This window comes from Blastococcus jejuensis (assembly GCF_039534705.1).
In the GTDB taxonomy this organism is placed as follows: Bacteria; Actinomycetota; Actinomycetes; order Mycobacteriales; family Geodermatophilaceae; genus Blastococcus_B; species Blastococcus_B jejuensis.
Window position 1 is genome coordinate 207032 of record NZ_BAAAVV010000002.1, and the last position, 25936, is coordinate 232967.

Sequence of the window (25936 nt, forward strand, 5' to 3'; positions counted from 1 at the left end):
GGCAGGTTAGTGGCCGCGGGCGCCGAGTCCACCGGTCCGGCCGAGGTTCAGCGCCAGGCTTTTGTCCCGGTCGCCAGGCGGTCGCTGATCGGCTCGACCTCGTCCAGCTCGCCGGCGGCGACCGCCATCACCAGCGCGTACGCCTCGTCGTTCGACAAGGTGAGTCGCAGCCCGTTCATGCCCAGGAAGGCGATTGTCGCAGCGAGGGACAGCCTCTTGTTGCCGTCGACCAGCGGGTGAGTGCGGGCGATCGAGTGCAACAGCGCCGCCGCTTTCGCATGGATGGAGGGATAGACGTCCTCGCCGAACGCCGTGGAACGCGGCCTGGCCAGGGCTGCCTCGAGCAATCCGACGTCCCGCACCGGCACCTCGCCGAGGGTTCGGGTCGCGATGTGCAAGAGGTCCTCGAGGTCGAGGTAGATCACTGGCCTAGGCGCTCGAGCGCCTCGGCATAACGCGGCAACTCGCTGTCCAGGACGCGGTCGAGCAGCTCTCGCTTGCTGGTCCGCTCGATGTACTCGCGCACCGCCTGGCGAGCGACGTCCTGCATGGATCGGCCTTCGAGGTCAGCTCGACGCCGCAGAGCGTCGGATTCCTGCTCATCGAGTCGGAGCGTCATGGCCACCTCTGGATGATACCACCTCTGATACCAGATAACCGTGCGCGGTGGTGGCGCCGGGTGACCGACTCGTGGACGGCGGACTCGCTCTGCGGGCGTACGAGGCGGCCGTCCACCCCAAGCGGCTCGTCACCGTCCACGGCGGCCACTTCGACGCCTACACCGGAGCCGGCTTCGAGGTCTCCTCCGGCGCGGCGCGCGGCTGGTTCGTCGAGCACCTCATCGACAGGCCGGCCGGCTGAGCGCCCCGGCGTAGGGGGCATCCGGTCACCCGGTCACGGGAGGCCGGCGTGGGGGACGGCGACCTCCGTCGACACCAGCACCGCCTCGCGCACCGGCGTTCGCGTGTGCTCGTAGAAGTCTGGCGCGCAGCACAGCAGCAGCGTCGTGCCGTCGTCCCCACCGAGGGCGCAGGCGTAGACGCCCATCCCGCCCGGCCCGGCGATCTCGTCGACGATCGCGCCGCCCGGCGCGATCCGCACCGCCCGGTTGCCGAAGCCGTCGGCGCACCAGATGTGCCCCTCGGCGTCGAGGCTGCAGCCGTCCGGCGCGACCACGATCTGCCCCATCAGCTCCTCGACCGACGAGCCGACCGGCTCCGGCCCGAGCGACGCCCACACCCGCCGATTGGTCAGCGCGCCGTCGGCCCTGATGTCGAACGCGGTGTACCGGTTGCCCCACGTCTCGCCGACGATCAGCGTGCCGCCGTCCGGGGTGATCACCGAGCCGTTCGGGAACAGCAGGTCCTCGGCGACCACGACCACCGAGCCGTCCGGGTCGACCCGCTTCACCGACGCCGTTGCCGGCGCGCCGCCGCCCATCAGGTCGAAGCCGAAGTCGCCCACGAACGCCCGGCCCGACGCGTCGACCACCATGTCGTTGAGCAGCCCGCCGCAGACCTCGGACAGGTCGGCGTGCGTCGACACCGAGCCGTCGGAGGCGACCCGCAGCAGCCGGTGGTACTTCATCGACACCACCAGCAGCGACCCGTCGGGCAGCCAGCCCAGCCCCGAGGGCTGGTTCTCCACCTCGAGCACGACCGTCTCCGGCTCGCCAGGAGTCACCCGGCTGACCGTGTGCCGGTAGAAGTCCGACGCCCACCACTGGCCCTCGTGCCACCGCGGCCCCTCGAAGTACGAGCCGCCCTCGAGCACCGTCCGGAACTGCCGCTCTGCCATGGGCCCGGACGCTACGGGTCCACGGCCGGCACCGGAACGCCCGCGACCCACGGGACGTCCTGCCCTGGTCGGGACGTCGACGGTGTTCATAGCGTCGCCGTCAGACGACGACGCGAGGAGGGAAACGTGCCCAAGCAGGTGAAGGCACCGCCGCAGGGCGGCGGAGGCAGCCCGGTCTACGGGCTGGGGTTCATCGGGGCGGTGACCTGGTTCTGGCCGCAGGCGCGCGACCCCAAGGAGAAGGCGCTGGCCGTGCTCAAGGCGATGGTGTGGCCCGCGTTCCTCGTGCACGCGGCCTTCAAGGTGCTCGACAAGTGACCTGACGGTGTGACCTGACAGTGTGATCTGTCCGGGCACGTGGTTGAGCCGCCGCGCGTTAGGGCACCCAAGAGGCCAATCGACCATCAAGGAGGCCGAACATGGCAGGCATGATCAAGAAGCTCATGGCGTCGGGGATCGCGGCGAAGGTCATCCAGGAGGCCCGCAAGCCGCACAACCAGGCCAAGATCAAGGACTTCGTCAGCCAGATGCAGGCGAAGCGCAAGGGCTCCGGCCCGGGGCGCAAGCCCGGCGCCCGCTACTGACGCAACGCTGACGACGGGCCCGCACCGAACGGTGCGGGGCCGTCGCGCGTCCGGGGGATGCGGTAGACCCAGCGCATGCACCGGATCGCCGTCCTCGACGACTACCAATCGGTCGCCGCCCGCTTCGCCGACTGGTCCCTGCTCCCCGAACCCGTCGACGTCGTCGCGTTCGCCGACCACCTCGACGACGAGGACGCCCTCGTCGAGCGCCTGACGGGCTTCGACGTCGTCGTCGCCATGCGCGAGCGCACCCCGTTCCCGCGCGCGGTCCTGACCCGGCTCCCGAACCTCCGCCTGCTCGTCACCACCGGCCGGCGCAACGCCTCGATCGACGTCGCCGCCGCCACCGACCGCGGCATCACCGTCTCCGGCACCGCGAGCCACGCCTCCGGCCCCGTCGAGCTCACCTGGGCCCTGATCCTCGCCGCCGCCCGCCACCTGCCGCGAGAGGACGCGTCGGTCCGCGCCGGCGGCTGGCAGGAGACCGTCGGCACCGACCTGGACGGCGCCACCCTCGGCGTCCTCGGCCTCGGCCGGCTCGGCGCCCGGGTCGCGCAGATCGGTCGGGCGTTCGGCATGGACGTCGTCGCCTGGAGCCAGAACCTCACCGACGAGCGCGCCGCCGAGGTCGGCGCCCGCCGCGTCGACAGGCACGAACTGTTCGCCACCGCCGACGTCGTCACCGTCCACCTCGTCCTCTCCGACCGCACCCGCGGCCTGATCGGCGCGACCGAGCTCGAGCAGATGAAGCCCACCGCGCTCCTGGTCAACACCAGCCGCGGCCCGATCGTCGACGAGGCGGCACTGCTGGCCGCGCTGCGCGACGGCACCATCGCCGGCGCCGGCCTCGACGTCTTCGACCGCGAGCCGCTCCCGCGCGACCACCCGCTCCGGTCAGCGCCCAGGACGGTCCTCACCCCGCACCTCGGCTACGTCACCGAGAAGACCTACGAGGTCTTCTACCGCGAGGCCGTCGAGGACGTCGCCGCCTGGATGGCCGGGGAGCCGGTCCGCGTGCTCTGACCGGGCGGCGCGGCTGTGCGCCCGCCGATACCGTGGACGGCGATGGCGACGCGCGAGGAGAAGTGGCAGGACCGCCTCGCCCTGCCGGTCCTCGTCGCCGCCCTCGCCTCCATCCCGGCGATGTTCCTGTCGGTCGCCGACGGCTGGCTGGGCACCACCGGGCGCTGGGTGGACATCGCCAGCGGTCTCGTGCTCGTCGCCGAGACGGTGATCCTGGTCGTCGTCGCCGAGGACAAGCGGGCCTGGATCAAGGGCCATCTCGGCCTGATCGGCATGACCCTGCTCGTCGTCGCGGCCGTCGTCCTGGCCGTCGGCCCGGTTCAGGTGCTGCGGCTGGTGCGCACCGTCGGCGCGCTGCGGATCCTGCGGGCGGGCCGCATCGTCAAGGCGGCCGACACGCTGCGCGAGCGGTGGGGGTTCACCGGCCGGTTCTCGCACGTCTTCTCGTTCGGCGCGGGGCTGCTCGTCGCCGTGTTCGTCGGCGTCGTCCTCGCCGACCCCACCTCGCGCACGCACTCTCTCGTCGTCGCGCTGCTGGGCGACGTCAACACCGTCGTCATCGTGCTGCTCTCCGCCGTCGCCGGCCTGATCCTCGGCGGGGCCACCTACCTGCTCGCCCGCGACGTCGGCAGCGACGCCGACGCGACGACCTGACCGGGACCTCCGGCCCCGTCGACAGGGCGGTCCGGTCCGTTCCGGAGCCGGTCCGCGGCCCTAGCGTCGGCAGCAACCGACGACAGGAGGCAGTCATGGCCCGCGCACTCGTGGTCTACGAATCGATCTTCGGCGACGCCCGGAAGATCGCCGAAGCGGTCGCGGAAGGCCTGAAGGGCAGCCACGACGTCGACGTGGTCGCGGCGTCGGAGGCCCCGCACGAGGTCGACGTCGACCTGCTCGTGGTCGGCGGCCCCAACCACGGCTTCTCCATGCCCCGCGAGTCGACCCGCGAGGGCGCGGTGAAGCAGTACGGCGCCGTGGTCGAGGACACCAAGCACGGGCTGCACGAGTGGCTCGACGCCGTCCGCCTGGCGCAGGGCACGCGGGCCGCCGCCTTCGACACCCGCAGCGACCACCCGAAGCTGCTGATCAAGATGGACCACGCGTCGAAGACCGAGGAAAAGCTGCTCAAGGGGCTCGGCGCGACCCTGGTCGCCGACGCCGAGCACTTCTACGTGACCGACGCCAAGGGCCCGCTGGTCGACGGCGAGGAGGAGCGCGCCAGCCAGTGGGGGAGGAGCCTGGCAGGGAAGGTCAGCTGAGCAGGCGCAGCTTCGGCTGCGTGACCAGCTCCTTCTCCAGGATCACCCGGTGCCGCCCGTCCTCGGCTTCCTTGAAGGCCAGCCGGTCGACCAGCGCGCGCATCAGGACGAGCCCGCGCCCGCGCTCCAGCGGCGACCCCGGCGGTGTCGACGCCACGGCGTCGACGTCGAACCCCTCGCCGTTGTCGAGCACGCTGATCCGGCACACGTGGTCGTCGATCGCGACGTCGACCTGGTACTCGTCGTGCTCCCCGGCGTGCTGGACGACGTTGGCGCACGCCTCGGTCAGCGCGAGCACGATCTCCTCGATCCCCGACTCGACCACCCCGAGGTGCTCGAGTGCCTGGCGCAGCATCCCGCGGGCCAGCGGAACGCTGTGCGCGTCCACCGGAAGTCGGACGCTGAAGGAGATGTTCACGGCAACCCACTCTCTCGGAACCGGCGTGACCTACCCTCGACGTGGCAGATCGCCATGACGAGGGAGCCCGATTCGTGCTGTTCGACGTAGAACGGACGACGGTTGCCGGGCGCCCCGCGCTCACCGTACGGGGTGAGCTGGACCTGGCGACGGCGCCGCAGCTCGCTGCCGCGGTCGAGGCCCAGCTGGCCGCCGCGCCCCGCAGCCTGGTCATCGACCTGACCCCCACCCGGTTCCTCGACTCCTCCGGCGCCCGCGCCCTCATGCGCACCGCCAAGCAGGCCGCTGCGGTCGGGGTCGCGCTGCACGTGGTCTGCCCGCGCAGCAACAGCCCGGTGCGGCTGACCGTCGACCTGCTCGAGCTCGACCGGCTCGTGCCGATCGTCGAGTCGCCGGCCGAGATCGCCACCGCCGTCGCCCCGCAGGACGGCCGCCCGTAACGTCGCGGCGGTGACGGTCACCGCCGATGAAGCCCTGCTCCGCTGCGCCGACGAGCCGATCGCGATACCCGGCGCGATCCAGCCGCACGGTGCGCTGCTCGCCGTCACCGAACCCGACCTGGTCGTCGTGATCGCCTCGGCCAACGCGGCCGACCTGTTCGGCCGCGACGTCACCGGCGCCACGCTCGACGACCTCACCGACGCGTCGGCCCTGCGCGCCGCGCTGGCCGGCGACCTCGCCGAGGCCAACCCCGTCCGCGTGCAGCTGCGCGGCCAGGACGTCGACCTGGTCCTGCACCGCGCGAACGGCCTGCTGGTCACCGAGTGGGAACCGGTCGCCGGCGCCGAGGACGCCGGCAGTGCCTGGCACCGCCGGCTGCCCACGGTGCTGCAGCGCCTCGCCGCCACCCAGACCCTCGAGGAGCTGGGCGCGGTGCTGGCCCGCGACGTGCGCGCGCTGACCGGCTACGACCGCGTGATGGTCTACCGCTTCGACCCCGAGTGGAACGGCGAGGTCATCGCCGAGGACCGCCGCGAGGACCTCGAGCCCTTCCTCGGCCTGCGCTACCCGGCCAGCGACATCCCCGCCCAGGCCCGCACGCTCTACCAGACCAACTGGATGCGGATCATCCCCGACGCCGGCTACACGCCGGCGCCGCTGCGGCCCTCGGTCCACCCCGACACCGGCGCGCCCCTGGACCTCTCGGGCGCGATGCTGCGCAGCGTCAGCCCGGTGCACCTGGAGTACCTGGCCAACATGGGCGTGGTCTCGTCGATGTCGGTCTCGCTGATCGACCGCGGCCGGCTCTGGGGCCTCATCTCCTGCCACCACTACGCCGGGCCGCACCGCCCGTCCTACACCGACCGCACCGCCGCCGAGTTCCTCGGCCGCACCGCCTCGCTGCTGCTGCACACCGCCGTCGCGGCCGGGGAGACCGACGGCGTCGTCGAGGTGGCGCGGCGCACCACCGAGCTCACCGCCGCCGTCGGTCGGACGCCGCGGGCGCTGGCCGCCGCGCTCACCGAGGAGGACGTCACCGTCCTCGACCTGCTGCCCGCCGCCGGTGCCGCCGTCCGGCTGGGGGGCCGGCTGCGGCTGCTCGGGACGACGCCGCCCGCCGAGCGCGTCGCGCCGCTGGTGGCCGGGCTCGTCGCCGCCGGCATCACCGCCACGGACGCCGTCTCCTCGGTGCTGCCCGAGGCGGCCGACCTCGCCGACACCGCCAGCGGGGTGCTCGCCGTCCCCCTCGGCCGCGAGGACTTCCTCGCCTGGTTCCGGCCGGAGACGCTCAAGGACGTCACCTGGGGCGGCAACCCGTACCAGTCCAAGGTGGCCCAGACCGACGCCGGCCCGCGGCTGAGCCCGCGGCACTCGTTCGCCGCCTGGAGCGAGACGGTGCGCGGGACCTCGAGCCCGTGGCGGGAGCACGAGGTCGCGGCCGCCCGCACGCTCGCCGGCCACCTCGCCGCCGCCACCTTCGCCCTGGCCGAGGACGACAACCGGCTGTCCGCCGCGCTGCAGCGCACCCTGCTGCTCGACGAGCTGCCCAAGGTGCCGGGCCTGGCGCTCGCCGCCCGCTACATCCCCAGCGCCGAGGACGTCGTCGGCGGCGACTGGTACGACATCGTCCCGCTGCCCGACGGTCGGGTGGCGATCGTGCTCGGCGACGTCGCGGGGCACGGGCTGGCCGCCGCGGCGATCACCGCCCAGCTCCGGCACGCGCTGCGCGCGCACCTGCTGCGGGCCGACGGTCCGGCCGCGGCGCTCGACGGGCTCAACCAGGTCATCGCCTCGCTGCTACCGGGGGAGATGGCGACGGCGCTCGTCGCGGAACTGGACCCGCAGACCGGGGACGTCGTCGTCGCCAACGCCGGGCACCTGCCGATGCTGCACGCGACGGCGGCCGGTGCCGGCTTCCTGGACGAGGTCCGGGGGCCCGCGCTCGGCGTCCTCGACGTCGCCGACTACCCCGAGGCGCGGCTGCAGCTGACCGGTGACGACCGGCTGCTGCTGTTCAGCGACGGCCTGGTCGAGCGCCGCGGCTCCGACCTCGCGATCGGGCTCGACGCCCTGCGCGACGTCGTCGCCGGCGCCCCGGCCGACCCGCAGCACCTGCTCGACGCGGTGCTGGGTGCGCTGAACCCGCAGGGTGCCGACGACGTCACGCTGGTGGGCATCGCGCGCCGGTGACGCGGGAGGGAGGCTGAGTTCGGTGGGCCATCTGTACCTGAGCCGCGAGCTGACCGACGGCGCGATGGCGGCCGTCCGGTCGCTGGGCGTGCCGGTCGTCGTGCACGACGATCCCGACCGGCCGCCTGCTCGGGAGCAGCTGCTGGCCGATGTCCGCGGGGCCAGCGCGTTGATCACGCTGCTCACCGAGCGGGTCGACGGGGAGGTGCTCGACGCGGCCGGGAGCGACCTCCGGATCGTCGCCAACTGCGCCGTCGGCTACGACAACGTCGACGTCGCGGCCGCTCGCGCCCGGGGCGTCGTCGTCACCAACACCCCGGGCGTCCTCGACGAGGCGACCGCCGACGTCGCGTTCGGGCTGGTGCTGGCCACGTCCCGCCGGCTGGTCGAGGCCGACCGCTTCGTGCGCAGCGGCGCCGACTGGATCTGGGGCCCCCGGCTGTTCGTCGGCCTGGACGTCAGCGCGGGCGCCACGCTCGGCATCGTCGGCCTGGGCCGGATCGGGATGGCGGTGGCCCGCCGGGCCGCCGCGTTCGGCATGCGGATCCTCGCGACCGGCAGCCGGGCCACCAGCGACGAGGCGGCCGGGTACGGCGTCGAGGCCGCGGACCTGGACCGGCTGCTCGCGGAGAGCGACGTCGTCACCCTGCACTGCCCGCTCACCCCCGAGACCCGGCACCTGATCGGGGCCGAGCAGCTGGCCGCCATGAAGCCGACCGCGCTGCTGGTCAACACCGCGCGGGGACCGATCGTCGACGAGGCCGCGCTGGCCGACGCGCTGGCGCGGGGCGTCATCGCCGGGGCCGGGCTCGACGTCTACGAGGACGAGCCGCGCGTGCACCCCGGGCTGCTCGGGCGTGACGACGTCGTCCTGCTGCCGCACATCGCGAGCGCCGGCGAGGCGACCCGCGACGCCATGGGCCGGCTGGCGGTGGAGAACGTGCGGGCGGTGCTCGCGGGGGAGCCGCCCAGGACGCCGGTCGGCTGAGTCGTAGGTTCACCGGCATGTCACCGAACCCGCAGACCTCCCGCCAGTGGTGGGCCGACGGCGAGCGCGTCGTGGCCGGCCTGGTCGCGGGGCTGTCCGACGACGACCTCGCCGCGCCCTCGACGCTGCCCGACTGGACCCGCGCGCACGTCGTCGCGCACTTGGCCCGCAACGCCGACGCGCTGGGCAACCTGCTCTCGTGGGCCCGCACCGGGATCGAGAAGCGGATGTACCCCTCCCGCGAGGACCGCAACGCCGGGATCGCCGCCACCGCCGCGTTGGCCCCCGACGAGCTCCGCACCGACTACGCCGACGCGGCCGGTCGCTTCGCCGAGGCCGTCGAGACGATGCCGGAGGCGGCGTGGGCGGGGGAGGTCCGCACCATGCTCGACCGCCCGGTGCCCGGCACCGAGGTGCCGTGGATGCGGGCCAAGGAGGTGTGGGTGCACGGCGTCGACCTCGCCGCGGGGCTCACCTTCGCCGACCTGCCGGCCGACTTCTGCACCGCGCTCGTCGACGACGTCCTCGGCCTGTTCGCCGAGCGCGGCCAGCCGCTGGAGGCGACCGTGACGGCCACCGATGTGGGCCGCACCTGGGGGTCCGGCGGGCCGGCGGTCAGCGGGCCGGTCTGCGCGGTCGCGGCCTGGCTGACGCGCGGCGACACCTCCGGCCTCACCGGCGAGGTTCCGCCACCCCCCACCTGGCTCTAGGAGCTGGAGCGCCCGCGGTGGCCCGTCGCGGGCGTCGTCACTTCGAGGGACGACGGTCGCCGAGACCCACCCTGCGTGCCCCCTGCGTTCGTACAGTTCGGCGGGCTCCTCCGGCCGGGAGGGCCGCCGCGTCGGGGGGAGGGCTCGTGCGCACGCTGCCGCGCCGCCTGGCCACCGCACTGCTCGTCGGTAGCGTCCTGGCGACCACCGTGGCCTGCGGCTCTACGCCGCGGGCCGCCGCACCGGCCACCAGCCCGACCACCTCGCCGGCCGCGCCGTCTCCCACCTCGACGCCGACCCCCACCCCGGAGCCGGAGCCCGTGCGCTGGCCGCTCACGGGGGTGGGGGCGACGGCGGCGGTCACCGGCCCCGCGCTCGCCGTCAAGATCGAGAACTCGACCGCGGCGCGACCGCAGACCGGGCTGAACGCAGCCGACCTCGTCTGGGAGCAGATCGTCGAGGGCGGGATCAGCCGGTTCGTCGCCGTCTACCACTCCACCGTGCCGACGGAGATCGGACCGGTGCGCTCCGTCCGCCCCATGGACCCGGGGATCGCCGGCCCCCTGCACGGTCTGCTCGCCTTCTCCGGCGGCCAGGGACCCTTCATCGATGCCGTCGCCGCTGCGGGGCTCCAGGTGGTCAGCCATGACGCCGGGGCCGCCGGGTTCTACCGCACCGGCCGGGCGGCTCCGCACAACATCTACGCCGACCCGCACGCCCTCCTGGGCCAGGCCGACGCGGCGCACCAGGCCCCGCCGCCCCCGCAGTTCGTCGTCGCGACGGGCACGCAACTGCCCTCGGCGCTGGCGGGCGGGCCGGCGAGCGTGGTCGACCTGAAGCTTTCCGGCATCGCCCGGCCGAGCTGGAACTGGAGCCCGTCGGACGGCCGCTGGGTCCGGTACGAGGGCGGCACGCTCGCGCTCGAGTCCGACGGCGCACCGCTGCGGGCGGTCAACGTGGTCGTCCTCCGCGTCGACGTCGTCAGCACGCCGTTCACCGACGCCGCCGGCAACCACGTGCCGGAGACCGTGATGGTCGGCAGCGGCGAGGCGTGGGTCGCCACGGGTGGCCGGGCCGTGGCGGCCACCTGGTCGAAGACATCCGTCGACGCGCCGGTGGTGCTCACCGGGGCCGACGGGCAGCCGGTGCGGCTCGCTCCCGGCAACACGTGGATCGAGCTGGTGCCGAAGGGAACGGGCTCGGTCGTCATCGGCTGAGCGGGTGGGCCGCCTCGGGTCCGCACGCGAGCGACCTCAGCAGGTGATGAGGCCCGACCCCTGCTCGGTCAGCCGGCCCCGGTGCAGCGCCGCCTTCAGCGCGGCCTCGAGCACCGGCGTCACCGACGCGGCCCGCCGCTTGTAACCGAACACCGCGGCCGTCGCCGTCATCAGCTCGTCGCGGCGCATGCCGGCGGCTGAGCGGCACAGCGCCACCATCGCGTTGCCGATCTCCTCGGGCGCGACGTGCTCCAGCGGTCGGTCCGTCGACGACACCTGGCGGCGGAACCCGGTCCACCCGGCCGGGTCGACGCCCTCGGGCCACAGGTAGCCGTCGACCACGGCCGAGGGTGGCAGCGTCGACATCAGCGCTTCGCGACGTGCCTCGGTCGCCCGGTTCAGCCCGAACGCGCCGACCGTCAACTTGGCCAGCCGGTCGACGTGGATCGGCCCCTCGGCCTTGATCCCGGCGGTCAGCACCCGGCGAACGACCCGCGCCGCCTTCGCCGCCGGCAGCTCGTCGAGCACCGACTTCTCACCGGCCGTCTTCGGGATCCAGGGGACGAACGGTGTCTCGCCGTCCAGCGCCACCGGCCCGGACGGCTTCTTCGGCGCAGCCGGCTTCGCGGCGGGCTTCGGGGCGGCCGGCACGGCCACCGACGCCGTCACCGCCGAGCGCAGGGCCGCCACGCCCTTGAACGACTCGACCGCCGCCGTCGGCAGCGCGATCGGCTCGGCGACCGGCGCCGACGACGGCGCCGCGTCCACGGCCTCGACCAGCCGGTCGACCACGGCCTCGGCCGAGGCCAGCCACGACGGCAGCCACACCCGCTCGACCACCGGCCAGCGCAGCATCTCGCCGAGCACCTCGACCGGCAGGCCGTCGCGGTCGCCGACCGTGCCGCGGCGCGCCCACGCGGGGCCGTCGAGCAGCACTGCCATCACCGGTGTCTCCGGATCGACAGGTCGAGAAACCGACAAGTCGACCCGGAACTCCGACAGGCCCACGTCGGTGCGGACGACGAGGCCCCGCGCCCGCAGCGCGGCGGCGATCGTCTCCCGGTGCCGGTCGACCACCGACGTCGAGCGCGCATCGCGGGGCAGCACGTCGGTGCCGTAAGCGGCCATGTCGAGGAACGCCCGCAGGTGCTTGATGCCGACCGACGACGTCTCCTCGGCCCGCAGCTGCTCCGGGTCGAAGGAGGAGAAGACGACGACCTGGCGCCGGGCGCGGGTGATCGCCACGTTGAGCCGGCGCTCGCCGCCCACCCGGTTCAGCGGCCCGAAGTTCAGCGGCAGGGTGCCGTCGGGCCGGGGGGAGAAGCCGGTGGAGAAGAAGACGACGTCGCGCTCGTCGCCCTGCACGTTCTCCAGGTTCTTGACGAACAGGCCCTCGCCGTCGGTGCGGTCCAGCGCCTGGGCGAGCCGGTCGTCGTCGGCGTCGCGCAGCAGCGACTCGATGTAGGAGCGCTGCTGGGCGTTGAAGGTCACGACGCCGATGGAGGGGACGACGTCCATCCCGTCCCACTTCGGCACCGCGTCGAACCGGCGGCGGATCTCGGCGACGATCGCCTTGGCCTCGATCGGGTTGGTGCGCAGCAGCCGCCCCGCGTTGGACCGGTGGAAGGTGCCCGGCACCCGCACCAGCGAGACCCCGCGACCGTCGGGCTCCGAGGACGCCCGCCCGTGGGTGGGCGCCGGGAACGACGACAGCCGGTTCTCGTAGTACTGGGCGTTGGAGAACGCGATCAGCGACTCGTCCTGGCTGCGGTAGTGCCACGACAGCCACTGCCGCGGCACCCGCGCCTGGACGCACTCGGACAGGATCGACTCCTCGTCCTCGACGCCCATCTCGATCGGGTCGGTGTCGTCGGAGCCGGTGGTGGGCTCGGCGAACGAGGTCGGCGGCATCTGCTTGGAGTCGCCGACGACGACGGCGGCGCGGGCCCGGCCCAGCGCGCCGACCGCGTCGGCCACCCGGATCTGCGAGGCCTCGTCGAACACGACCAGGTCGAACTGCGCCGCCCGGGCCGGGAAGAACCGTGCCACCGAGTCGGGCGAGACCAGCACGCACGGCATGACCGCGGTGATGAGCTCTCCGTACTGTGACAGCAACTGCCGCACCCCGAGCCCGCGGCGCTGCTTGGCCAGCTCGCGCTGCAGCGCGCCGACCTGCCCGTTGCCCGACGCCGCGTCGAACGGCCGGGTGCCCAGCACCTTCGCCGGCAGGGCGGCGGTCAGGTGCTCGCGCACCGCCTTGGACGCGGCGGTGAACCGGCGGATCGCCTTCTCGTGCGCCCGCTTGTCGAACATGTCCAGGCCGGTCGCGTCGAGGCGCTCGGCCACGGAGGCCGCGGCGAGCCCGCGCTCGAACGCCCGGGTGGCGTCGTCGGCGGTTACAGCGCCTGTAACGAGCAGCCGGCGGGCGTCGAAGAGGCCCGCGTAGCGCAGCGGCTCGAGGGTGTCGAGGAAGGACACCCAGCGGCGCAGCGACATGAGCACCGAGCTGTCGACCCCCCGCTCGGGGCGGGTCATCGACCAGCGCAGCACGAACCCGTCGTCGCCGGCCCAGGCCGACAGCGCGTCGGGGTTGCTCCGGCACGCGGTGAGCAGCGTGGTGACGGCGTCGCGCAGGCGGGCGACGGCCGCCGCCGCCCCGGCGTCGGACGGCAGCCCGGAGACGATCAGCTTGCGCAGCGCCACGTGGAAGGGCGAGGACCCGTCGACGGCGGTGCCGGCCCGGCGCAGCCAGGCGACCCGGCGGTCGAGCAGGTCGGCGTCGCCGAACGGGTTCCAGCCCTCGGGCACCGACAGGCCCGGGATGGACGACGCCCGGGCGGCGATCGCCGCGACCGCGGTCTGCACCCGCCACAGGTTCTCGACCAGGGCAGGCACGTCCTTCGGCTTCACCCGCGCCTCGGGCCGCAGGTAGGGGGCCAGCCGGTCGCGGACGGCGATCAGCTTCCGCCGCCGTCCGAACCAGGACGACGCCGCCGCGGTCTGCGCCGCCACGTAGATCTCGGCCAGGGGCAGCGCGAGCGCGTTCGGCGTGGCGACGTCGAGCCCCGGGTGCCGGAACGCGATGAACGCCGCCACCTCGCCGAGCACCGCCGACGTCGACGCCGTCCAGAGGCCGGTGAACGTCTCGTCGAGCACGTCGAGGCTGATCGCCGGCCCGGACAGCAGGTGCGCCAGCGCGTCGAGGTCGGCGGGCGTGCGGGCGTGCCGCAGGACCCCGGACAGCTCGCCGAACCCGGTCAGCCCGCGCACCGCGGCGTCGACCTCGGCGGCCGCGGCCTGGGTGGCCATCAGGTCGATCCCGGGGTCGTCGACGAACGCCCACGGGTGGCGCAGCGACGGGCGGGTCAGGTCGGCGATGTCGGGCAGCAGCGCGAGCGCCCGGCGCACCTGGGTGAGCACCTCGGCCGGGGCGTTGGCCACGAACGGCAGCGGCACGGGCACCGGGTCGACGTCGGTGCCGGCGGTGAGCTCCGCCGTCCGCGCCGAGTACAGCGACAGGCCCGCGGCGTTCGCGTCGTGCAGCCGGTCGGCGTAGCGGGCCAGCATCCGGCGGGCCGAGCGCAGGTCCTCCGACGACGCCGAGAGCCCCTGCTCGTCGACGGCGACCGCGTGCTCCAGCGCCAGCCGGATCTGCGCCCGCACGATCGAGGCGCGCGACCCCTTGTCGTGCAGGTCGAGGGCGAACATGCCCATGCCGACGGCGTCCAGCCGCCGCGCGACGACGTCGAGGGCCGCCCGCTTCTCGGCGACGAACAGCACCTTCTTGCCCTCGGCGACCGCCCGCGTGAGCAGGTTGGTGATCGTCTGCGACTTGCCGGTGCCGGGCGGGCCCTCCAGCACGAACGTGCGGCCGGCGGTGGCCTCGGCGATGGCCCGCAGCTGCGAGGAGTCGGCGGGGGCGGGCAGCTGCGCGGCGAGGTCGTCGAGGTCGACGTAGCGCCCGGTGTCGCGGACCGGGTCCTCGAACGCCTCGGTCGGCTGGTGCACGAGATGGGCGACCAGCGGGTTCTCCGCCAGCGCGCCCCAGTGCTCGTCGAGGTCCTTCCACAGCCGGTACTTCGCGAACTGGAGGATCGCGAGGTCCGCCGTCGCCTCGACCCGGTAGGGCAGGCCGTGCCCGACCAGCGCGACCCGCATGGCCTCCAGTGCCGCGTCGAGGTCGAGCGCGCCGTCGACCGACTCGGTCAGCGACGGGACGACGAGGCCGTGCAGCTGGCGCAGCTTCTCCAGCAGGCAGTAGTTCGGGGTGCTCGCTCCGGCCTCGTCGAAGGACAGGCGGTAGCCGCCGTTGCGCGACAGCGGGTTCAGCACCACCGGGACGAGCACCAGCGGGCTGCGCAGCGGGCGGCCGTCGAGCTCCCAGACCAGCGAGCCCAGCGCCAGGTAGAGGTTGTTGGCGCCGGTCTCCTCCTGCACGGTCTTCGCCTTGTAGGCGAGGTTGCGCAGCCGCGGCAGGTACCCGCCGCTGGTGACGTCGGCGTGCACCTCGCGGCGGTCGACGAGCAGTTCGGTCAGCTGCGCCTCGGGCAGCTCCCGGGCGCTGGTGATGCCGCGTTCCTTCTGGACGGCGGCGAGCTGGTCGGCCGGCAGCAGCGAGATCGGCGTCCCGTCGTGCACGAAGTTGTCGAGCACCGACAGCGCGGTGCCCGGCACGACCAGCGGCAGGCCGGCGCGCTCGGTGTAGTTGATCAGCCGGTTGCGCAGGCTCAGGTCGAGCAGCGAGTTCTTCCACTGCTGCACGCGGGCCGGCTCGTCGGGCCGGTGCGCCGGGGGCGGCGTGCTCGGCTGGGGCGCCACCGCGGCGCTGTGCACCGCGGGGCGGTACTCGACGATCTGCAGGACGCCGTTCTCGTCCCGCGCCCGCGCCGGCAGCGGCACGATGCCGTCGCGGCGGGCCCGGTGCACGTCGGTGACGCCGAGGATCCGGTCGAGGTCGCCGGTGAGCCAGCCGGTGTAGGCGGGGCGGTGCAGGTCGGCGCCGGGCTCGCCCATGCTCGTGAGCAGCGTGGTCTCGACCAGGCCGATCAGCCCGAGGTCGACCAGGTTGACCAGCGAGGTGGCGTCGGTGGTGGCCGCGGACTCGGCGCTGCGCTCCTCCCGCCAGTAGCCCAGGAACGCGTGGCCTTCGGCCAGCCACAGCAGCGGCCGGATGCCCGCCTGCTCCAGGGCAGCGGCCAGGACGACAACGGTGTCCAGCGGCGTGCCGACCAGCCAGGTGAGGACGTCGCCGGGCGAGCGGACCTGCTGGCCGAGGTCGGACCAGCTGGCCGGCGGCTCGCTGTAGCGGATGCCGCGGCGCTGCATGGCGGCGGCGGTGGCGGTCACGATCGCGTCGACCCGCTCGGGCCCGGCGGTGTAGCCGTCCAGGGAGCCGTCGCCGGTCTGCTCCTCGAGCACGCCCGCGGCGTCGCTGACCAGCGCGGTGATCGCCGGGTGGTTGGGCACGACGTGCGCGGCGAGCATCTCCAGCGCGAGCGGCAGGGGAGTGGCCAGCCACTGCTGGGCGGCGAGCACCTGGACCGACCGGCCCGCCTCGCCGAGCAGCTCGCCCTCGAGCTCGACCTCGACCTCGATGACGCCGGGCCGCTGTTCCTCGACGTGCAGCATCGCGGCCGGGTCCATCACCAGGCCGAGGTCGGTGAGCACCGTCGTCCGGCCCTCGTCGAGGTCGACGAGCAGCTCGACGGCGCGGGCGATCGGGCCCTCCGCATCGCGGACCCCGAGCCGCACGGTCGCGCCGCGCACGGTCGCGTCGCAGGTCAGCGCCAGCCGGCTGATGACCGGGATCCGGTTGTGCGCCAGTGCGTAGCTGAGCACCGGCGTGGACGTGATCTCGATGGAGACGGCCGCCCGCGGCGCGACGACGTCGCCCACCTGGGTGTCGGCAGAGATCTCCATGCCACCTGTCTACCGGGTCGGGGGGATCGGTCCGTCCATCGTCCCCGACGCGTGGGACGGGTGTGACGGATGCGGCGGTTCGATGCGCGGAATCACAACTGTGGCATCGACGACCGGTGCCATGTCGGCCGGTGGCTGCCGATCGGGAACCGGGCGGTCCGCAGGCGTCCCCGGGAGAGGGACCCCCGATTGCGTGCTTCTGCGCTCGTGACCGGGCCGCGAGTGTTCCGACGGGGTTAGCGTGCGGGCCGTCGATCGTCATCGAGGAGCGCACTGTGAGCGCTGGGGGACTGCCCACCATCTGGGAGCTCGTGGCCGAGGCCGCGGGTGCCCTGCCCGAGCCCTTCAGCCGTGCCGCGCTCATCAACTGGGTCAGCGCCCGCCGTCCCGACGTCGGCGTCGCCTCGATCGCCACGCACGTCCAGTTCGCGACGGCGAACTCCGGCTCGGCCGGGCACAACCCGTTCGCCGGCCGCACGCCGCTGCTGCACCGGGTCGACCGCGGGCTCTACGAGCGGTACCGCGGGCCGTCGGTCGAGGTCCCGGTCGGTGACGCACCGGCGCGCGTCGTCCTCCGCGTGGTCCTGATCGCCTCCTCCGGGGAGCACGGGGACGCCCCGGTCCCGGTGGCCACGCTGTTCCGGAGCCCTCAGTTCGCCGGCGCCCGGGCGCACGCGGAACGGTCGGGGCTGCCCTGGTTCGTGCTCAGCGCCAAGCACGGGCTGCTCGATCCGGAGGACGTCGTCGGCCCGTACGACGTGCAGATCGACGAGCGCTCGGGTGCGTACCGCGCGGCCTGGGGGGAGTGGGTCGTGGCTCAGCTCGGGGAGCGGGTGCCACTCGAGGGCGTGACGGTCGAGGTGCACGGCGGGGTCGACTTCGCCCAGCCGCTGCGCCAGCCGCTGACCCGCCGCGGCGCGTCGCTGGACCTGCCCCTGCCCGGCTCGTGGCGGGACACCGACCACGGCGGGGACGCCGACGGCACGTCGCACGCCGACGAGCCCGAGACCCCGGTCAAGGCGGCGCTGCACCGGCTGCGCGATCTGATGGGCGGCCACCGCGGGCACGCATCGGCGTCCTGACCGGGGGAACTGTCCCGCCCTCGGTGCTTCGGGCCCCGACCACAAGCGTCGCCAGCCCAACGACCACGACTCGCCGTGCGCGCCGAGGGGAACGCGTCGGCGTCGTGATCTCGGTTCTCCTCCCCGACCCGGCCTGAATCGTTCCGGATGGGTGCCGCCGGTGCGACGATGCGGCGAACCGGGCGGAAGAGGAGTCATGACCACGGGACGTGAGATGCGGGTGTCGGACCGGGAGCGGCAGGCCGCCGCCGACCGGTTGAAGGGCGCCCTGGAGGAAGGCCGGCTGGACTTCCACGAGTACGACCACCGGCTCGGCCTGGCCTACCGCGCCGTCACCTACGCCGACCTCGACCAGCTCTTCGGCGACCTCCCGACGGCGTCGCCCGCGCCGGTCGCCGTCCGGCCGACGCCGCCGCCCCCCGCCGCTCCGGTGCGGCAGCCCGACGCCCTGGCGACCGGCTTCGCGCGGCTGCCGCTGGCCCTCAAGATCCTGTGGTCGATCTGGTCGGTCGCGATGGCCGTCAACCTGACCGTCTGGCTCCTGGTCGGCGTGGGCAACGGCGAGATCACGTACTTCTGGCCGATGTGGCTGCTGGTCCCGGGTACGGCGCTGGCCGGGGCGACGTTCGCGACGCTCGCCGTCCGCAACGCCCACCGGGGGCCCGGCGAGAGGTGACCTGCGGATGCTTGTGCTCTGCCCACCGTGGTGGGCAGAGCACAAGCATCGCCGACCCCACTTGCCCCCGGCCGTGATCGCCCGAAAGGTGCAGGTCATGAGCGAGCCGACGCGCACCGAGTCCGGACTGATCGTCGAGACGCGCGGCCACGTTCGCGTGCTGACGCTGGACCGGCCCGAGCGGCGCAACGCGCTCTCCACCGCCCTGCAGGCCGACCTCGTCGAGCAGCTGCTCACCTGCGCCGAGGACGGCGAGGTGCGGGCGGTCGTCCTCGCCGGCAACGGGCCCGCCTTCTGCGCCGGCTTCGACCTCAAGGAGATCCGCGAGGGCGACCAGCGGGGCGAGCACTTCCGCCCGCCCATGAACCGGCCCACCCGCTCGCTGTTCGAGGTCGTCACCGAGACGCCGGTGCCGATCGTCGCCGCGCTGCAGGGTGCCGCCGTCGCCGGCGGGTTCGAGCTGGCTCTGGCCTGCGACCTGCGCGTCGCCGCCCGCGGCATCCCGATGGGCCTGCCCGAGGCGAAGATCGGCATGGGCGCCAACTTCGGCTCCGTCGTCCTGCCCAAGCGCATCCCGATGGGCATCGCGCTCGAGCTGCTGTACACCGGCGAGTACGTGACCAGCGAGGTCGCCGAGCGGTGGGGCCTGGTCAACCGGCTCGTCGACGCCGACGACGTCCGGCCGACGGCGCTGCGACTGGCCGAGGCGATCGCCGCCAACGCGCCGATCAGCGTCCGGCGGATGAAGGAAACCGCGGTCAAGGGCCTCGAGCTCCCGCTCTGGCAGGCGCTGCGGCTCGACGTCGGCCCCAACCCGTACCTGTCCGAGGACCGCAAGGAGGGCATCGCCGCCCACCTCGAGAAGCGCCCGCCGACCTGGACCGGTCGCTGAACAGCTGATCAGCGACGCCGGGCGGCCAGCTCCCGCAGCATCGCCTCGATCCGGCCGCGGGCATCGGCCGACGTCCACGTGGCACGCACGTCGGCGTCGTGCTCGGCGCCCTCGTCCATCACCTGGACCGCCGGCCGGTGCAGGCGTTCCTTCGCCATCCGGTAGGGCTCCGGGGCTCGGGCGGCGAGCTCGGCCGCCAGTGACGTCGCCCGGGGGAGCAGGTCGTCGGTCACCTCGTCGACCCACCCGAGCTCCAGCGCCCGGTCGCGGCCGACGGTCTCGGCGAGCAGCACTGCGCGGTCCGCACCCGGGCCCAGCGCGTGCCGCACGATCTCGAGCGCGGCGACCGGGAAGGGCACGCCGACCGCGAGTTCGCTCAGGCCGATCCGCCCACCGGCCATGAGGCGGACGTCGCAGGCGAGGGCCAGCACGCCACCACCGGCGATGGCGTGCCCGTTGATCGCGGCGACCGTGGGGCGCGGGTGCTCGAACACCGCGCGGAACATCCGCGACAGGGCCGCCAGGAAGGCCTCGGTGTACTCCCGGCCGCCGTCGATGACCCGGCGCAGGTCGACCCCGGCCGAGAACGCCGAGCCGGTCCCGGTGAGCACCAGCGCCCGGTCCGAACCGGTCACGGTGGCGGTCAGCGCCTCCAGCAGGTCGAGGTCGAGTGCGTTGACCGGCCCGTGCTCGATGCGGACGACGGTGACGTCGCCGTGGTCCTCGCTGATCAGCATGCGGCCATCGTGGCGCACGGAGAGTGCTCACGGCCCGAGCAGCCAGAGCATCTGGGTGTCCTCGCGCGGGTCGTCGCACTCACCCAGCAGGACCGCACCGCCGGGAGCGGTGAGCACCTGGCGGACGTCGAAGTTCGGCCCGCACTCCAGGCGCAGCGGACCGCGCTCCTCGGCCGTCGTGAGGTCCACCGCCCGCACGCCCACGGGGGAGGGCAGCAGCCCCCACACCTGGGCCGGCTCCACCGCCAGGGCGTAGTCGTAGATCCGGTCCTCCAGCTGGGCGAGCACCGGCCCCGCCCCGCCGCCGTCGGGCACCGCGAGCAACCACGTCGCGTCGCGCACCTCGACGAGCAGGAACACCGTCCCGTCGACCCCGCCGCTGATCGCCTGGATCTCCCCGCCCTCGGCCAGGTCGGTCGCGCGCACCGGCTCGCCGACCGGCTCGAGCCGCGCGTCGAACCGGAGCAGCGTCGGGATGCGCAGCACCGCATCCTCGGTGGGCGACGCGTCGAACGCCAGGGTCACCCCGCCGTCGGGCCGCGGCACCAGCCCGCCGAACTGGCGGCTGATCGGGAACCGGGACGCGCTGGCCACGTCCGAGACGAGGTCCCGGACGGTCGGCGCCACGTCGGACGCGAGGTCGACGGCGGCCAGCCGCTCGAGCTGGCCGCTGCCGGTCTGCACCGTCAGGAACAGGTACAGCGTCGACCCCGACAGCGCCGACCGGCCGTCGGCCGACAGCCGGTCGTCGCTCGCCGGGACGACGGCCGTGGTCCGTGCCGTCCCCGACGCCGGGTCGACCACGACCGCCCCGTAGCTGCTGCCCTCCTCCAGGTCGCCCACCACGACCACGGCGCCGTCGGGCAGCACGTGCATTCCCCAGACGTCGACGACGCGGGGCATCGCCACCACGCCGGTGATCGAGTACCCGGCGGAGACACCGCCGACGGTGACCAGCTGCTGCGGCAGGTCGCCATCGGCGGGGGTGAGGACGACGTGGGCGCCGCCGTCGGGCGCCGCGACCGCCCACTGCGCCCGCGCGAACACCCCGGGCGTGGCCGGGGTCAGGTCGACCGCGGCACGCAGCGCGAGGAGCGGGCCGAGGCTCGGCGGCGCATCCGGCGGCGGGCCGTTGTAGGCGGGCAGGCCCGTCGAGGCGCCGGTCGGCAGGGCCGGCAGCGCCTGCGCGGTGGGCGCGGTCGTCGGCTCGGGCTCGCCGTCAGCGGGGGAGGGGCACCCGGTCAGCAGCCAGCACGCGGCCAGCATCCAGCACGCGGCGACGGCCGTCGCGACCCGCCACCGCCCGGCCATGGCGGCATGGTCCCGCAGGAGCGGCGCTGCGTGCGCCGCCCCTGCCCCGCCGGGATCAGCGCGCCAGCGGCCGCCCCGTCGGCAACGCGCGGCCACCGGTCGCGACGGTCATCCCGGACACGTACAGGTAGGCGCCCACGGCGGCGAAGCCGAAGACCACGTAGCCGCCGAGACGACTCCACGTGGTGTCCGCCGAGATCACGCTGATGAGCACCAGGGCCAATGCCACCTCGACGAGGACGAACAGCGCGGTGAACGCCATTGGCAGCCGGAGCGTCGCGATGGTCAGCAGGCCGATCACCACCAGCCACGAGGTCAGGAACAGCTCCTGCGTGCGGGCCACGGCCTCGGGCGCGACGCCGAACCAGTTGTGCGTGAGCCCGAGCACCAGGGCCGCGTAGCTGAACCAGAAGCCGGAGAAGACCCCGAACACCCCGGCGACGGCGCTCTGCTGCAGCCGCGCCGCCCAGATGGTCGCGATCAGCAGCCCGACCCCCGTGGCGGTCATGATGATCGGGATCGAGGCCCCGACGGCGGTGGCGGGGGCGAACTCCACCAGGACCAGCCCGAGGGCCACCGAGCCGACCAGGAAGCTGGGTAGGCCGACCATCGCGGGGTCGCCGGCCGGCGGTGCGGCCGCCGGCGGTGCTTCCTCGACGGCCGGGGCCGACCCCGCGCGGGGAGTGGGTACTGCGCCCTCGGTGGTGCGCCGCACCGGCGCATCGGAGACCTGGCTCATGGCAATGGCTCCTGCCCACCTGCGCGCGGACGGCGCAGGTCCGACCCGCGCCTGGAGTGGTGCCCGATCGACGGCGGTCGGGCCGGCACCGGCCGGTGGTGGCCCGAGTGTCCGCCCTCCGGAGGGCCAGAGGTGTCGCAATCTGCGACACCTGCGCGCGCCCCGCCCGGCACGGGGGACCACGGGCGGGGCGCGCAGCTCAGGTGCCCGAGAAGCGCTGCTCCAGCTGCTGCACCTCGGGCAGGCCGATCAGGTCGGTGAACTCCTCGAAGTTCGGCAGCGACCCCAGAGCCGAGACCGGCGTGCCCTCGCCTTTGAGCGTGGTCAGCAGCGAGCGGATGCCCGCGGTCGCCGCCAGCAGCGTGCCGATCGGGTAGATGACCAGCGAGAAGCCGAGCTCGGCGATCCGCTCCAGCGACAGCGGCGGCGTGCGCCCGCCCTCGGCCCAGTTGAACACCAGCGGCGCGACGCCTGCGAGCTCGCGGGCGACGGTCGCGATGTCGTCCTCCGACGTCGGCGCCTCGACGAACAGCACGTCGGCCCCGGCCTCGGCGAACGAGCGGGCGCGGGAGATGGCCTCGTCCAGCCCCTGCACGGCGACGGCGTCGGTGCGGGCGATGACCACCAGGTCGGGGTCGGTGCGCGCGGCGATCGCGGCCTGCAGCTTGCCGGCCATCTCGTCGGCGCCGATCAGCGCCTTGCCGCTCATGTGCCCGCACTTCTTGGGCATCACCTGGTCCTCGAGCTGGATCCCGGCGACCCCGGCCTGCTCGTAGAGCTGCACCGTGCGGACGACGTTGATCGCGTTGCCGTACCCGGTGTCGGCGTCGGCGATCACCGGCACGTCGACGGCGGAGACGATCCGGCGGGCGTTGTCGACCATCTCCGCGGCCGAGAGCAGCCCGACGTCGGGGCGGCCGATCAGCGAGGCCGTCGTCCCGAAGCCGGTCATGTAGACGACGTCGAAGCCGGCCTGCTCGATCAGCCGCGCGGACAGGGCGTCGTAGGCGCCCGGAGCCACCAGCGGGGCGTCGGCCGACAGCAGCTCGCGCAGGCGTGCTCGCGGAGCGCGACCATTGCTCAGCAGATCCGCCACATCGGCCTCCCGGTTGTATGCAGTCACGCGGAATTTACGCCCGAAAGGGTGGACAGCGGAACCGCTCGCTCCTAGGTTTGCACACAATCTTCCGGGGAGTGTGACGGGTGACACGGTCTCTGACGTCCGCCGAGCGGGCGCTGCACGCCCTGCGGGAGCTGATCCTGGGCGGAGACCTGGCCGCCGGTTCGCGCCTCGGCGAGGTCGAGCTGGCCGAGCGTCTCGGGGTCAGCCGCACCCCCGTCCGCGAGGCGCTGAGCCGGCTGGCGGCCGAGGGCATCGTCGAGATCCAGCCCAACCGCGGCGCCCGCGTCGCCACCTGGACCGTCGCCGAGCTGGAGGGCGTCTTCGACCTGCGGTCCAGCCTCGAGCCGCAGCTCACGGGGTTCGCCGTCCCGAATGCGACCCCGGCCGACGTCGAGGAACTCGAAGAGCTCGCGCAGCGCATGGTCGCCGTCGGCTGCCCCGGTCCCGACCAGAACCTCGACGCGCTGGTGCCGCTCAACCGCGCCTTCCACGACCGGCTGGTCGCCCTCGCCGACCACCCCGCGCTGGCGACGGCGCTGGCCGGCGCGATCCGCCCGCCGATCGTGCTGCGCAACTTCCACGCCTACGACGAGGCGTCGCTGCGCCGCAGCCTCGCCCACCACGTCGAGATCGTCGCCGCCCTGCGCGCCGGCGACGCCACGTGGGCCCGGGCGGTCATGACCGCGCACATCCACAACGCCCGGGCGGTCATGGTCCGGGCCGCCCGCCACCAGTCGACCCCTGACAACAACCACGAGGAGGCCTCATGAGTTACCGGCTCGGAGTCGACGTCGGAGGCACGTTCACCGACGTCCTGCTGGTCGACGAGGACAGCGGCTCGACGTGGCGGGCCAAGACCGCCTCCACGCCGGCCGACCAGGCGGTCGGGGTGCTCAACGGCATCGGCAAGGCGTGCGCCGAGGCCGGGATCGAGCTCAGCGACATCGCCCAGGTGCTGCACGGCACCACGGTCGCGACCAACGCCATCCTCGAGGGCAAGGGCGCCACCGTCGGACTGGTCACGACCAAGGGCTTCCGCCAGGTGCTGCAGATCGCCCGCTCCTACGTGCCCGGCGGGCTGGCCGGCTGGATCATCTGGCCCAAGCCCGAGCCGCTGGCCGCGCTGGAGAACACCGTCGAGGTCGACGAGCGGATCGCCAGCGACGGCGCCGTCATCCGCGAGCTCGACGAGGCCGACGTGCGCACCCAGCTGGCCAAGCTCGAGGGGCAGAACATCCAGGCGCTCGCGGTCAGCCTGATCAACTCCTTCGCCGACGCCGCGCACGAGAAGCGGATCGCCGAGATCGCCGCCGAGGTGCTGCCCGGCGTCCCGGTGTCGCTGTCGTCGGACGTGCTGCCGGAGATGCGCGAGTACGAGCGCACCCTCACCACGGTCGCCAACGGCTACGTCCAGCCGCAGGTGAAGAAGTACGTGCAGACCCTCACCGACTCCCTCGCCGAGAGCGGCGTCGGCGGCGAGCTGGCGATCCTCCGCAGCGACGGCGGCCTGCAGGCCCCGCAGGGGGCGATCGACGCCCCGGTCACGATGCTGCTGTCCGGCCCGGCCGGCGGCGTCACGGGCGCGGTCTGGGTCGCCGAGCAGTGCGGCTACCGCGACCTGATCACCTTCGACATGGGCGGCACCTCCACCGACGTCGCCCTCGTCCAGGACCTCTCCCCGCGGATCGGCCGGGAGACCAAGGTCGGCGACCTCACCGTGCGCGCGTCCAGCGTCGACGTCCGCACCGTGGGCGCCGGGGGCGGCTCGATCGCGCACGTGCCCGAGCTGACCAAGGCGCTGCGGGTCGGCCCGCAGTCCGCCGGCGCCGACCCGGGCCCGGCCGCCTACGGCAAGGGCGGCACCGAGCCGACGGTCACCGACGCCAACGTCGTCCTCGGGTACCTGCCCTCGTCGCTGGCCGGCGGCGAGATCACCCTCGACGTCGAGGCGTCCCGCGCGGCGGTGGGCAAGATCGCCGAGGCGATGGGGCTGGAGTCACCGGAGGCCGCGGCCGCCGGGATCGTCGACATCGTCAACGAGAACATGCTCGGCGGCCTGCGGCTGGTGAGCGTCCAGCAGGGCTTCGACCCCCGCGACTTCGCGCTGGTCGCCTTCGGCGGCGCCGGCCCGCTGCACGCCAACGCGCTCGGCAAGCTCACCGGCGCCTGGCCGGTCATCGTGCCGCCGTCGCCCGGCGTGCTCTGCGCCCTCGGTGACGCGACCACCAGCCGCCGCGACGAGTCGGCCCGCACCGTGCTGCGCCGGTTCGCCGAGCTGTCCGGCGCCGACCTGGTCGCGATCCTGCGCGAGCTGGCCGACGACGCCGGGCAGCGGCTGGCCGACCAGGGCACGCCGCGCGAGGACCAGACGGTGACCTACCAGGTCGACGTCCGCTACCACGGGCAGGGCTTCGAGATCCCGGTCGTCGTCGACGCGGGCTGGCTCGACGATCCCGACGGTGCGTTCGCGCGGCTGGGGGAGACCTTCGACGCCGAGCACAACCGGCTGTTCTCGTTCCTCCTCGACGTCGACCACGAGCTGGTCAACGCCCGCGCCACGGTCACCGGCCCGCGCCCCGACGTCACGCCCGTGCACCTGGAGCAGGGGGACGGCGACCCGAAGGCCGCCCTCGTCACCGAGCACCCGATCCACGTCGGCGGCGAGCAGGTGACCGCGCGGGTCTACGACCGGGCGAAGCTGCGCGCGGGCGACGTGATCGCGGGCCCCGCGATCGTCACCGAGATGGACTCCACGACCCTCGTCCTGCCCGGACACGCGGCGGAAGTGCACGCGTCGGGCTCGCTCCTCATCAACCCCTCGGAGAACTGA

General features: G+C 74.0%; 25 protein-coding genes. 16 read left to right on the forward strand and 9 right to left on the reverse strand.

Features of this window, described 5'->3' with window-relative positions:
• Nucleotides 1-47: 47 nt before the first annotated feature.
• A complete protein-coding gene (locus tag ABD644_RS04690) occupies nucleotides 48-425 on the reverse strand; it encodes a type II toxin-antitoxin system death-on-curing family toxin (RefSeq protein WP_344687420.1) in 378 nt (125 codons plus the stop codon).
• The gene (locus ABD644_RS04695; protein WP_344688019.1) at nucleotides 422-619 is read right to left on the reverse strand and encodes a ribbon-helix-helix protein, CopG family; all 198 of its coding nucleotides are present in this window, start codon (nucleotides 617-619) and stop codon (nucleotides 422-424) included. Before ABD644_RS04695 ends, ABD644_RS04690 begins: the two co-directional genes overlap by 4 nt.
• Nucleotides 620-690: 71 nt before the next feature.
• On the opposite strand from ABD644_RS04695, the gene ABD644_RS04700 reads away from it, so the two are divergent.
• On the forward strand, nucleotides 691-861 hold the full coding sequence (locus ABD644_RS04700) for a hypothetical protein (protein WP_344687422.1): 171 nt from the start codon (nucleotides 691-693) through the stop codon (nucleotides 859-861).
• A 33-nt stretch (nucleotides 862-894) separates the two neighbouring features.
• On the opposite strand, the gene ABD644_RS04705 is transcribed toward ABD644_RS04700, so the two are convergent.
• The gene (locus ABD644_RS04705; RefSeq protein WP_344687423.1) at nucleotides 895-1797 is read right to left on the reverse strand and encodes an SMP-30/gluconolactonase/LRE family protein; all 903 of its coding nucleotides are present in this window, start codon (nucleotides 1795-1797) and stop codon (nucleotides 895-897) included.
• Between the two features lie 126 nt (nucleotides 1798-1923).
• Here ABD644_RS04705 and ABD644_RS04710 point away from each other — a divergent pair, with 126 nt between their 5' ends.
• The 5 genes from ABD644_RS04710 (at nucleotide 1924) to ABD644_RS04730 (ending at nucleotide 4663) form a co-directional block, all read left to right on the forward strand.
• Entirely contained in the window at nucleotides 1924-2115 is a 192-nt protein-coding gene (locus ABD644_RS04710; protein WP_344687425.1) for a hypothetical protein, read from the forward strand.
• Nucleotides 2116-2216: 101 nt separating this feature from the next.
• Complete coding sequence (locus ABD644_RS04715; protein WP_344687426.1) at nucleotides 2217-2381, forward strand: hypothetical protein; 165 nt, start codon at nucleotides 2217-2219, stop codon at nucleotides 2379-2381.
• A 75-nt stretch (nucleotides 2382-2456) separates the two neighbouring features.
• A complete protein-coding gene (locus ABD644_RS04720; RefSeq protein ID WP_344687429.1) occupies nucleotides 2457-3404 on the forward strand; it encodes a D-2-hydroxyacid dehydrogenase family protein in 948 nt (315 codons plus the stop codon).
• 42 nt (nucleotides 3405-3446) lie between these two features.
• Nucleotides 3447-4058 carry a hypothetical protein gene (locus ABD644_RS04725; protein ID WP_344687431.1) on the forward strand — a complete coding sequence of 204 codons (612 nt, stop codon included), beginning with the start codon at nucleotides 3447-3449 and terminating at the stop codon, nucleotides 4056-4058.
• Nucleotides 4059-4153: 95 nt separating this feature from the next.
• The gene (locus ABD644_RS04730) at nucleotides 4154-4663 is read left to right on the forward strand and encodes a flavodoxin family protein (RefSeq protein ID WP_344687432.1); all 510 of its coding nucleotides are present in this window, start codon (nucleotides 4154-4156) and stop codon (nucleotides 4661-4663) included.
• Here the strand turns inward: ABD644_RS04730 and ABD644_RS04735 are convergent.
• The gene (locus tag ABD644_RS04735) at nucleotides 4656-5051 is read right to left on the reverse strand and encodes an ATP-binding protein (RefSeq protein ID WP_344687433.1); all 396 of its coding nucleotides are present in this window, start codon (nucleotides 5049-5051) and stop codon (nucleotides 4656-4658) included. The two genes, ABD644_RS04730 and ABD644_RS04735, sit on opposite strands and share 8 nt — an antisense overlap.
• A gap of 104 nt (nucleotides 5052-5155) precedes the next feature.
• On the opposite strand from ABD644_RS04735, the gene ABD644_RS04740 reads away from it, so the two are divergent.
• The 5 genes from ABD644_RS04740 to ABD644_RS04760 all read left to right on the forward strand — a co-directional run bounded on the left by ABD644_RS04740 (nucleotide 5156) and on the right by ABD644_RS04760 (nucleotide 10627).
• Complete coding sequence (locus tag ABD644_RS04740) at nucleotides 5156-5521, forward strand: STAS domain-containing protein (protein ID WP_344687434.1); 366 nt, start codon at nucleotides 5156-5158, stop codon at nucleotides 5519-5521.
• A 10-nt stretch (nucleotides 5522-5531) separates the two neighbouring features.
• Entirely contained in the window at nucleotides 5532-7712 is a 2181-nt protein-coding gene (locus ABD644_RS04745) for a SpoIIE family protein phosphatase (protein WP_344687435.1), read from the forward strand.
• Nucleotides 7713-7734: 22 nt separating this feature from the next.
• The gene (locus ABD644_RS04750; protein ID WP_344687436.1) at nucleotides 7735-8700 is read left to right on the forward strand and encodes a 2-hydroxyacid dehydrogenase; all 966 of its coding nucleotides are present in this window, start codon (nucleotides 7735-7737) and stop codon (nucleotides 8698-8700) included.
• A 17-nt stretch (nucleotides 8701-8717) separates the two neighbouring features.
• A complete protein-coding gene (locus ABD644_RS04755; RefSeq protein ID WP_344687438.1) occupies nucleotides 8718-9410 on the forward strand; it encodes a maleylpyruvate isomerase family mycothiol-dependent enzyme in 693 nt (230 codons plus the stop codon).
• Nucleotides 9411-9556: 146 nt separating this feature from the next.
• A complete protein-coding gene (locus ABD644_RS04760) occupies nucleotides 9557-10627 on the forward strand; it encodes a DUF3048 domain-containing protein (protein ID WP_344687440.1) in 1071 nt (356 codons plus the stop codon).
• Between the two features lie 36 nt (nucleotides 10628-10663).
• Here the strand turns inward: ABD644_RS04760 and ABD644_RS04765 are convergent, their stop codons facing one another.
• On the reverse strand, nucleotides 10664-16546 hold the full coding sequence (locus tag ABD644_RS04765) for an anti-phage protein ProA (RefSeq protein ID WP_344687441.1): 5883 nt from the start codon (nucleotides 16544-16546) through the stop codon (nucleotides 10664-10666).
• Between the two features lie 275 nt (nucleotides 16547-16821).
• Between ABD644_RS04765 and ABD644_RS04770 the strand changes: the two genes are divergently transcribed.
• The 3 genes from ABD644_RS04770 to ABD644_RS04780 all read left to right on the forward strand — a co-directional run bounded on the left by ABD644_RS04770 (nucleotide 16822) and on the right by ABD644_RS04780 (nucleotide 19196).
• Nucleotides 16822-17628 (forward strand): DUF6884 domain-containing protein, encoded by an 807-nt coding sequence (locus tag ABD644_RS04770; protein WP_344687442.1) that lies wholly within the window; start codon nucleotides 16822-16824, stop codon nucleotides 17626-17628.
• Nucleotides 17629-17824: 196 nt separating this feature from the next.
• Nucleotides 17825-18304, forward strand: a complete 480-nt coding sequence (locus ABD644_RS04775) for a DUF1707 SHOCT-like domain-containing protein (RefSeq protein ID WP_344687443.1) — start codon at nucleotides 17825-17827, stop codon at nucleotides 18302-18304.
• Nucleotides 18305-18401: 97 nt separating this feature from the next.
• Nucleotides 18402-19196, forward strand: a complete 795-nt coding sequence (locus ABD644_RS04780; protein WP_344687445.1) for an enoyl-CoA hydratase/isomerase family protein — start codon at nucleotides 18402-18404, stop codon at nucleotides 19194-19196.
• Between the two features lie 8 nt (nucleotides 19197-19204).
• Here the strand turns inward: ABD644_RS04780 and ABD644_RS04785 are convergent, their stop codons facing one another.
• The 4 genes from ABD644_RS04785 to ABD644_RS04800 form a co-directional block, all read right to left on the reverse strand.
• Nucleotides 19205-19933, reverse strand: a complete 729-nt coding sequence (locus tag ABD644_RS04785) for an enoyl-CoA hydratase/isomerase family protein (protein WP_344687446.1) — start codon at nucleotides 19931-19933, stop codon at nucleotides 19205-19207.
• Between the two features lie 27 nt (nucleotides 19934-19960).
• Nucleotides 19961-21244, reverse strand: coding sequence for a hypothetical protein (locus tag ABD644_RS04790; RefSeq protein WP_344687447.1), 1284 nt, complete (start codon nucleotides 21242-21244; stop codon nucleotides 19961-19963).
• A 55-nt stretch (nucleotides 21245-21299) separates the two neighbouring features.
• The gene (locus tag ABD644_RS04795) at nucleotides 21300-21983 is read right to left on the reverse strand and encodes a GPR1/FUN34/YaaH family transporter (RefSeq protein WP_344687448.1); all 684 of its coding nucleotides are present in this window, start codon (nucleotides 21981-21983) and stop codon (nucleotides 21300-21302) included.
• Nucleotides 21984-22182: 199 nt separating this feature from the next.
• Nucleotides 22183-23106 carry an isocitrate lyase/PEP mutase family protein gene (locus ABD644_RS04800; protein ID WP_344687449.1) on the reverse strand — a complete coding sequence of 308 codons (924 nt, stop codon included), beginning with the start codon at nucleotides 23104-23106 and terminating at the stop codon, nucleotides 22183-22185.
• Between the two features lie 80 nt (nucleotides 23107-23186).
• On the opposite strand from ABD644_RS04800, the gene ABD644_RS04805 reads away from it, so the two are divergent.
• Entirely contained in the window at nucleotides 23187-23876 is a 690-nt protein-coding gene (locus tag ABD644_RS04805) for a GntR family transcriptional regulator (protein WP_344687450.1), read from the forward strand.
• Nucleotides 23873-25936 carry a hydantoinase/oxoprolinase family protein gene (locus ABD644_RS04810; RefSeq protein ID WP_344687451.1) on the forward strand — a complete coding sequence of 688 codons (2064 nt, stop codon included), beginning with the start codon at nucleotides 23873-23875 and terminating at the stop codon, nucleotides 25934-25936. The genes ABD644_RS04805 and ABD644_RS04810 overlap by 4 nt, the downstream gene beginning before the upstream one ends.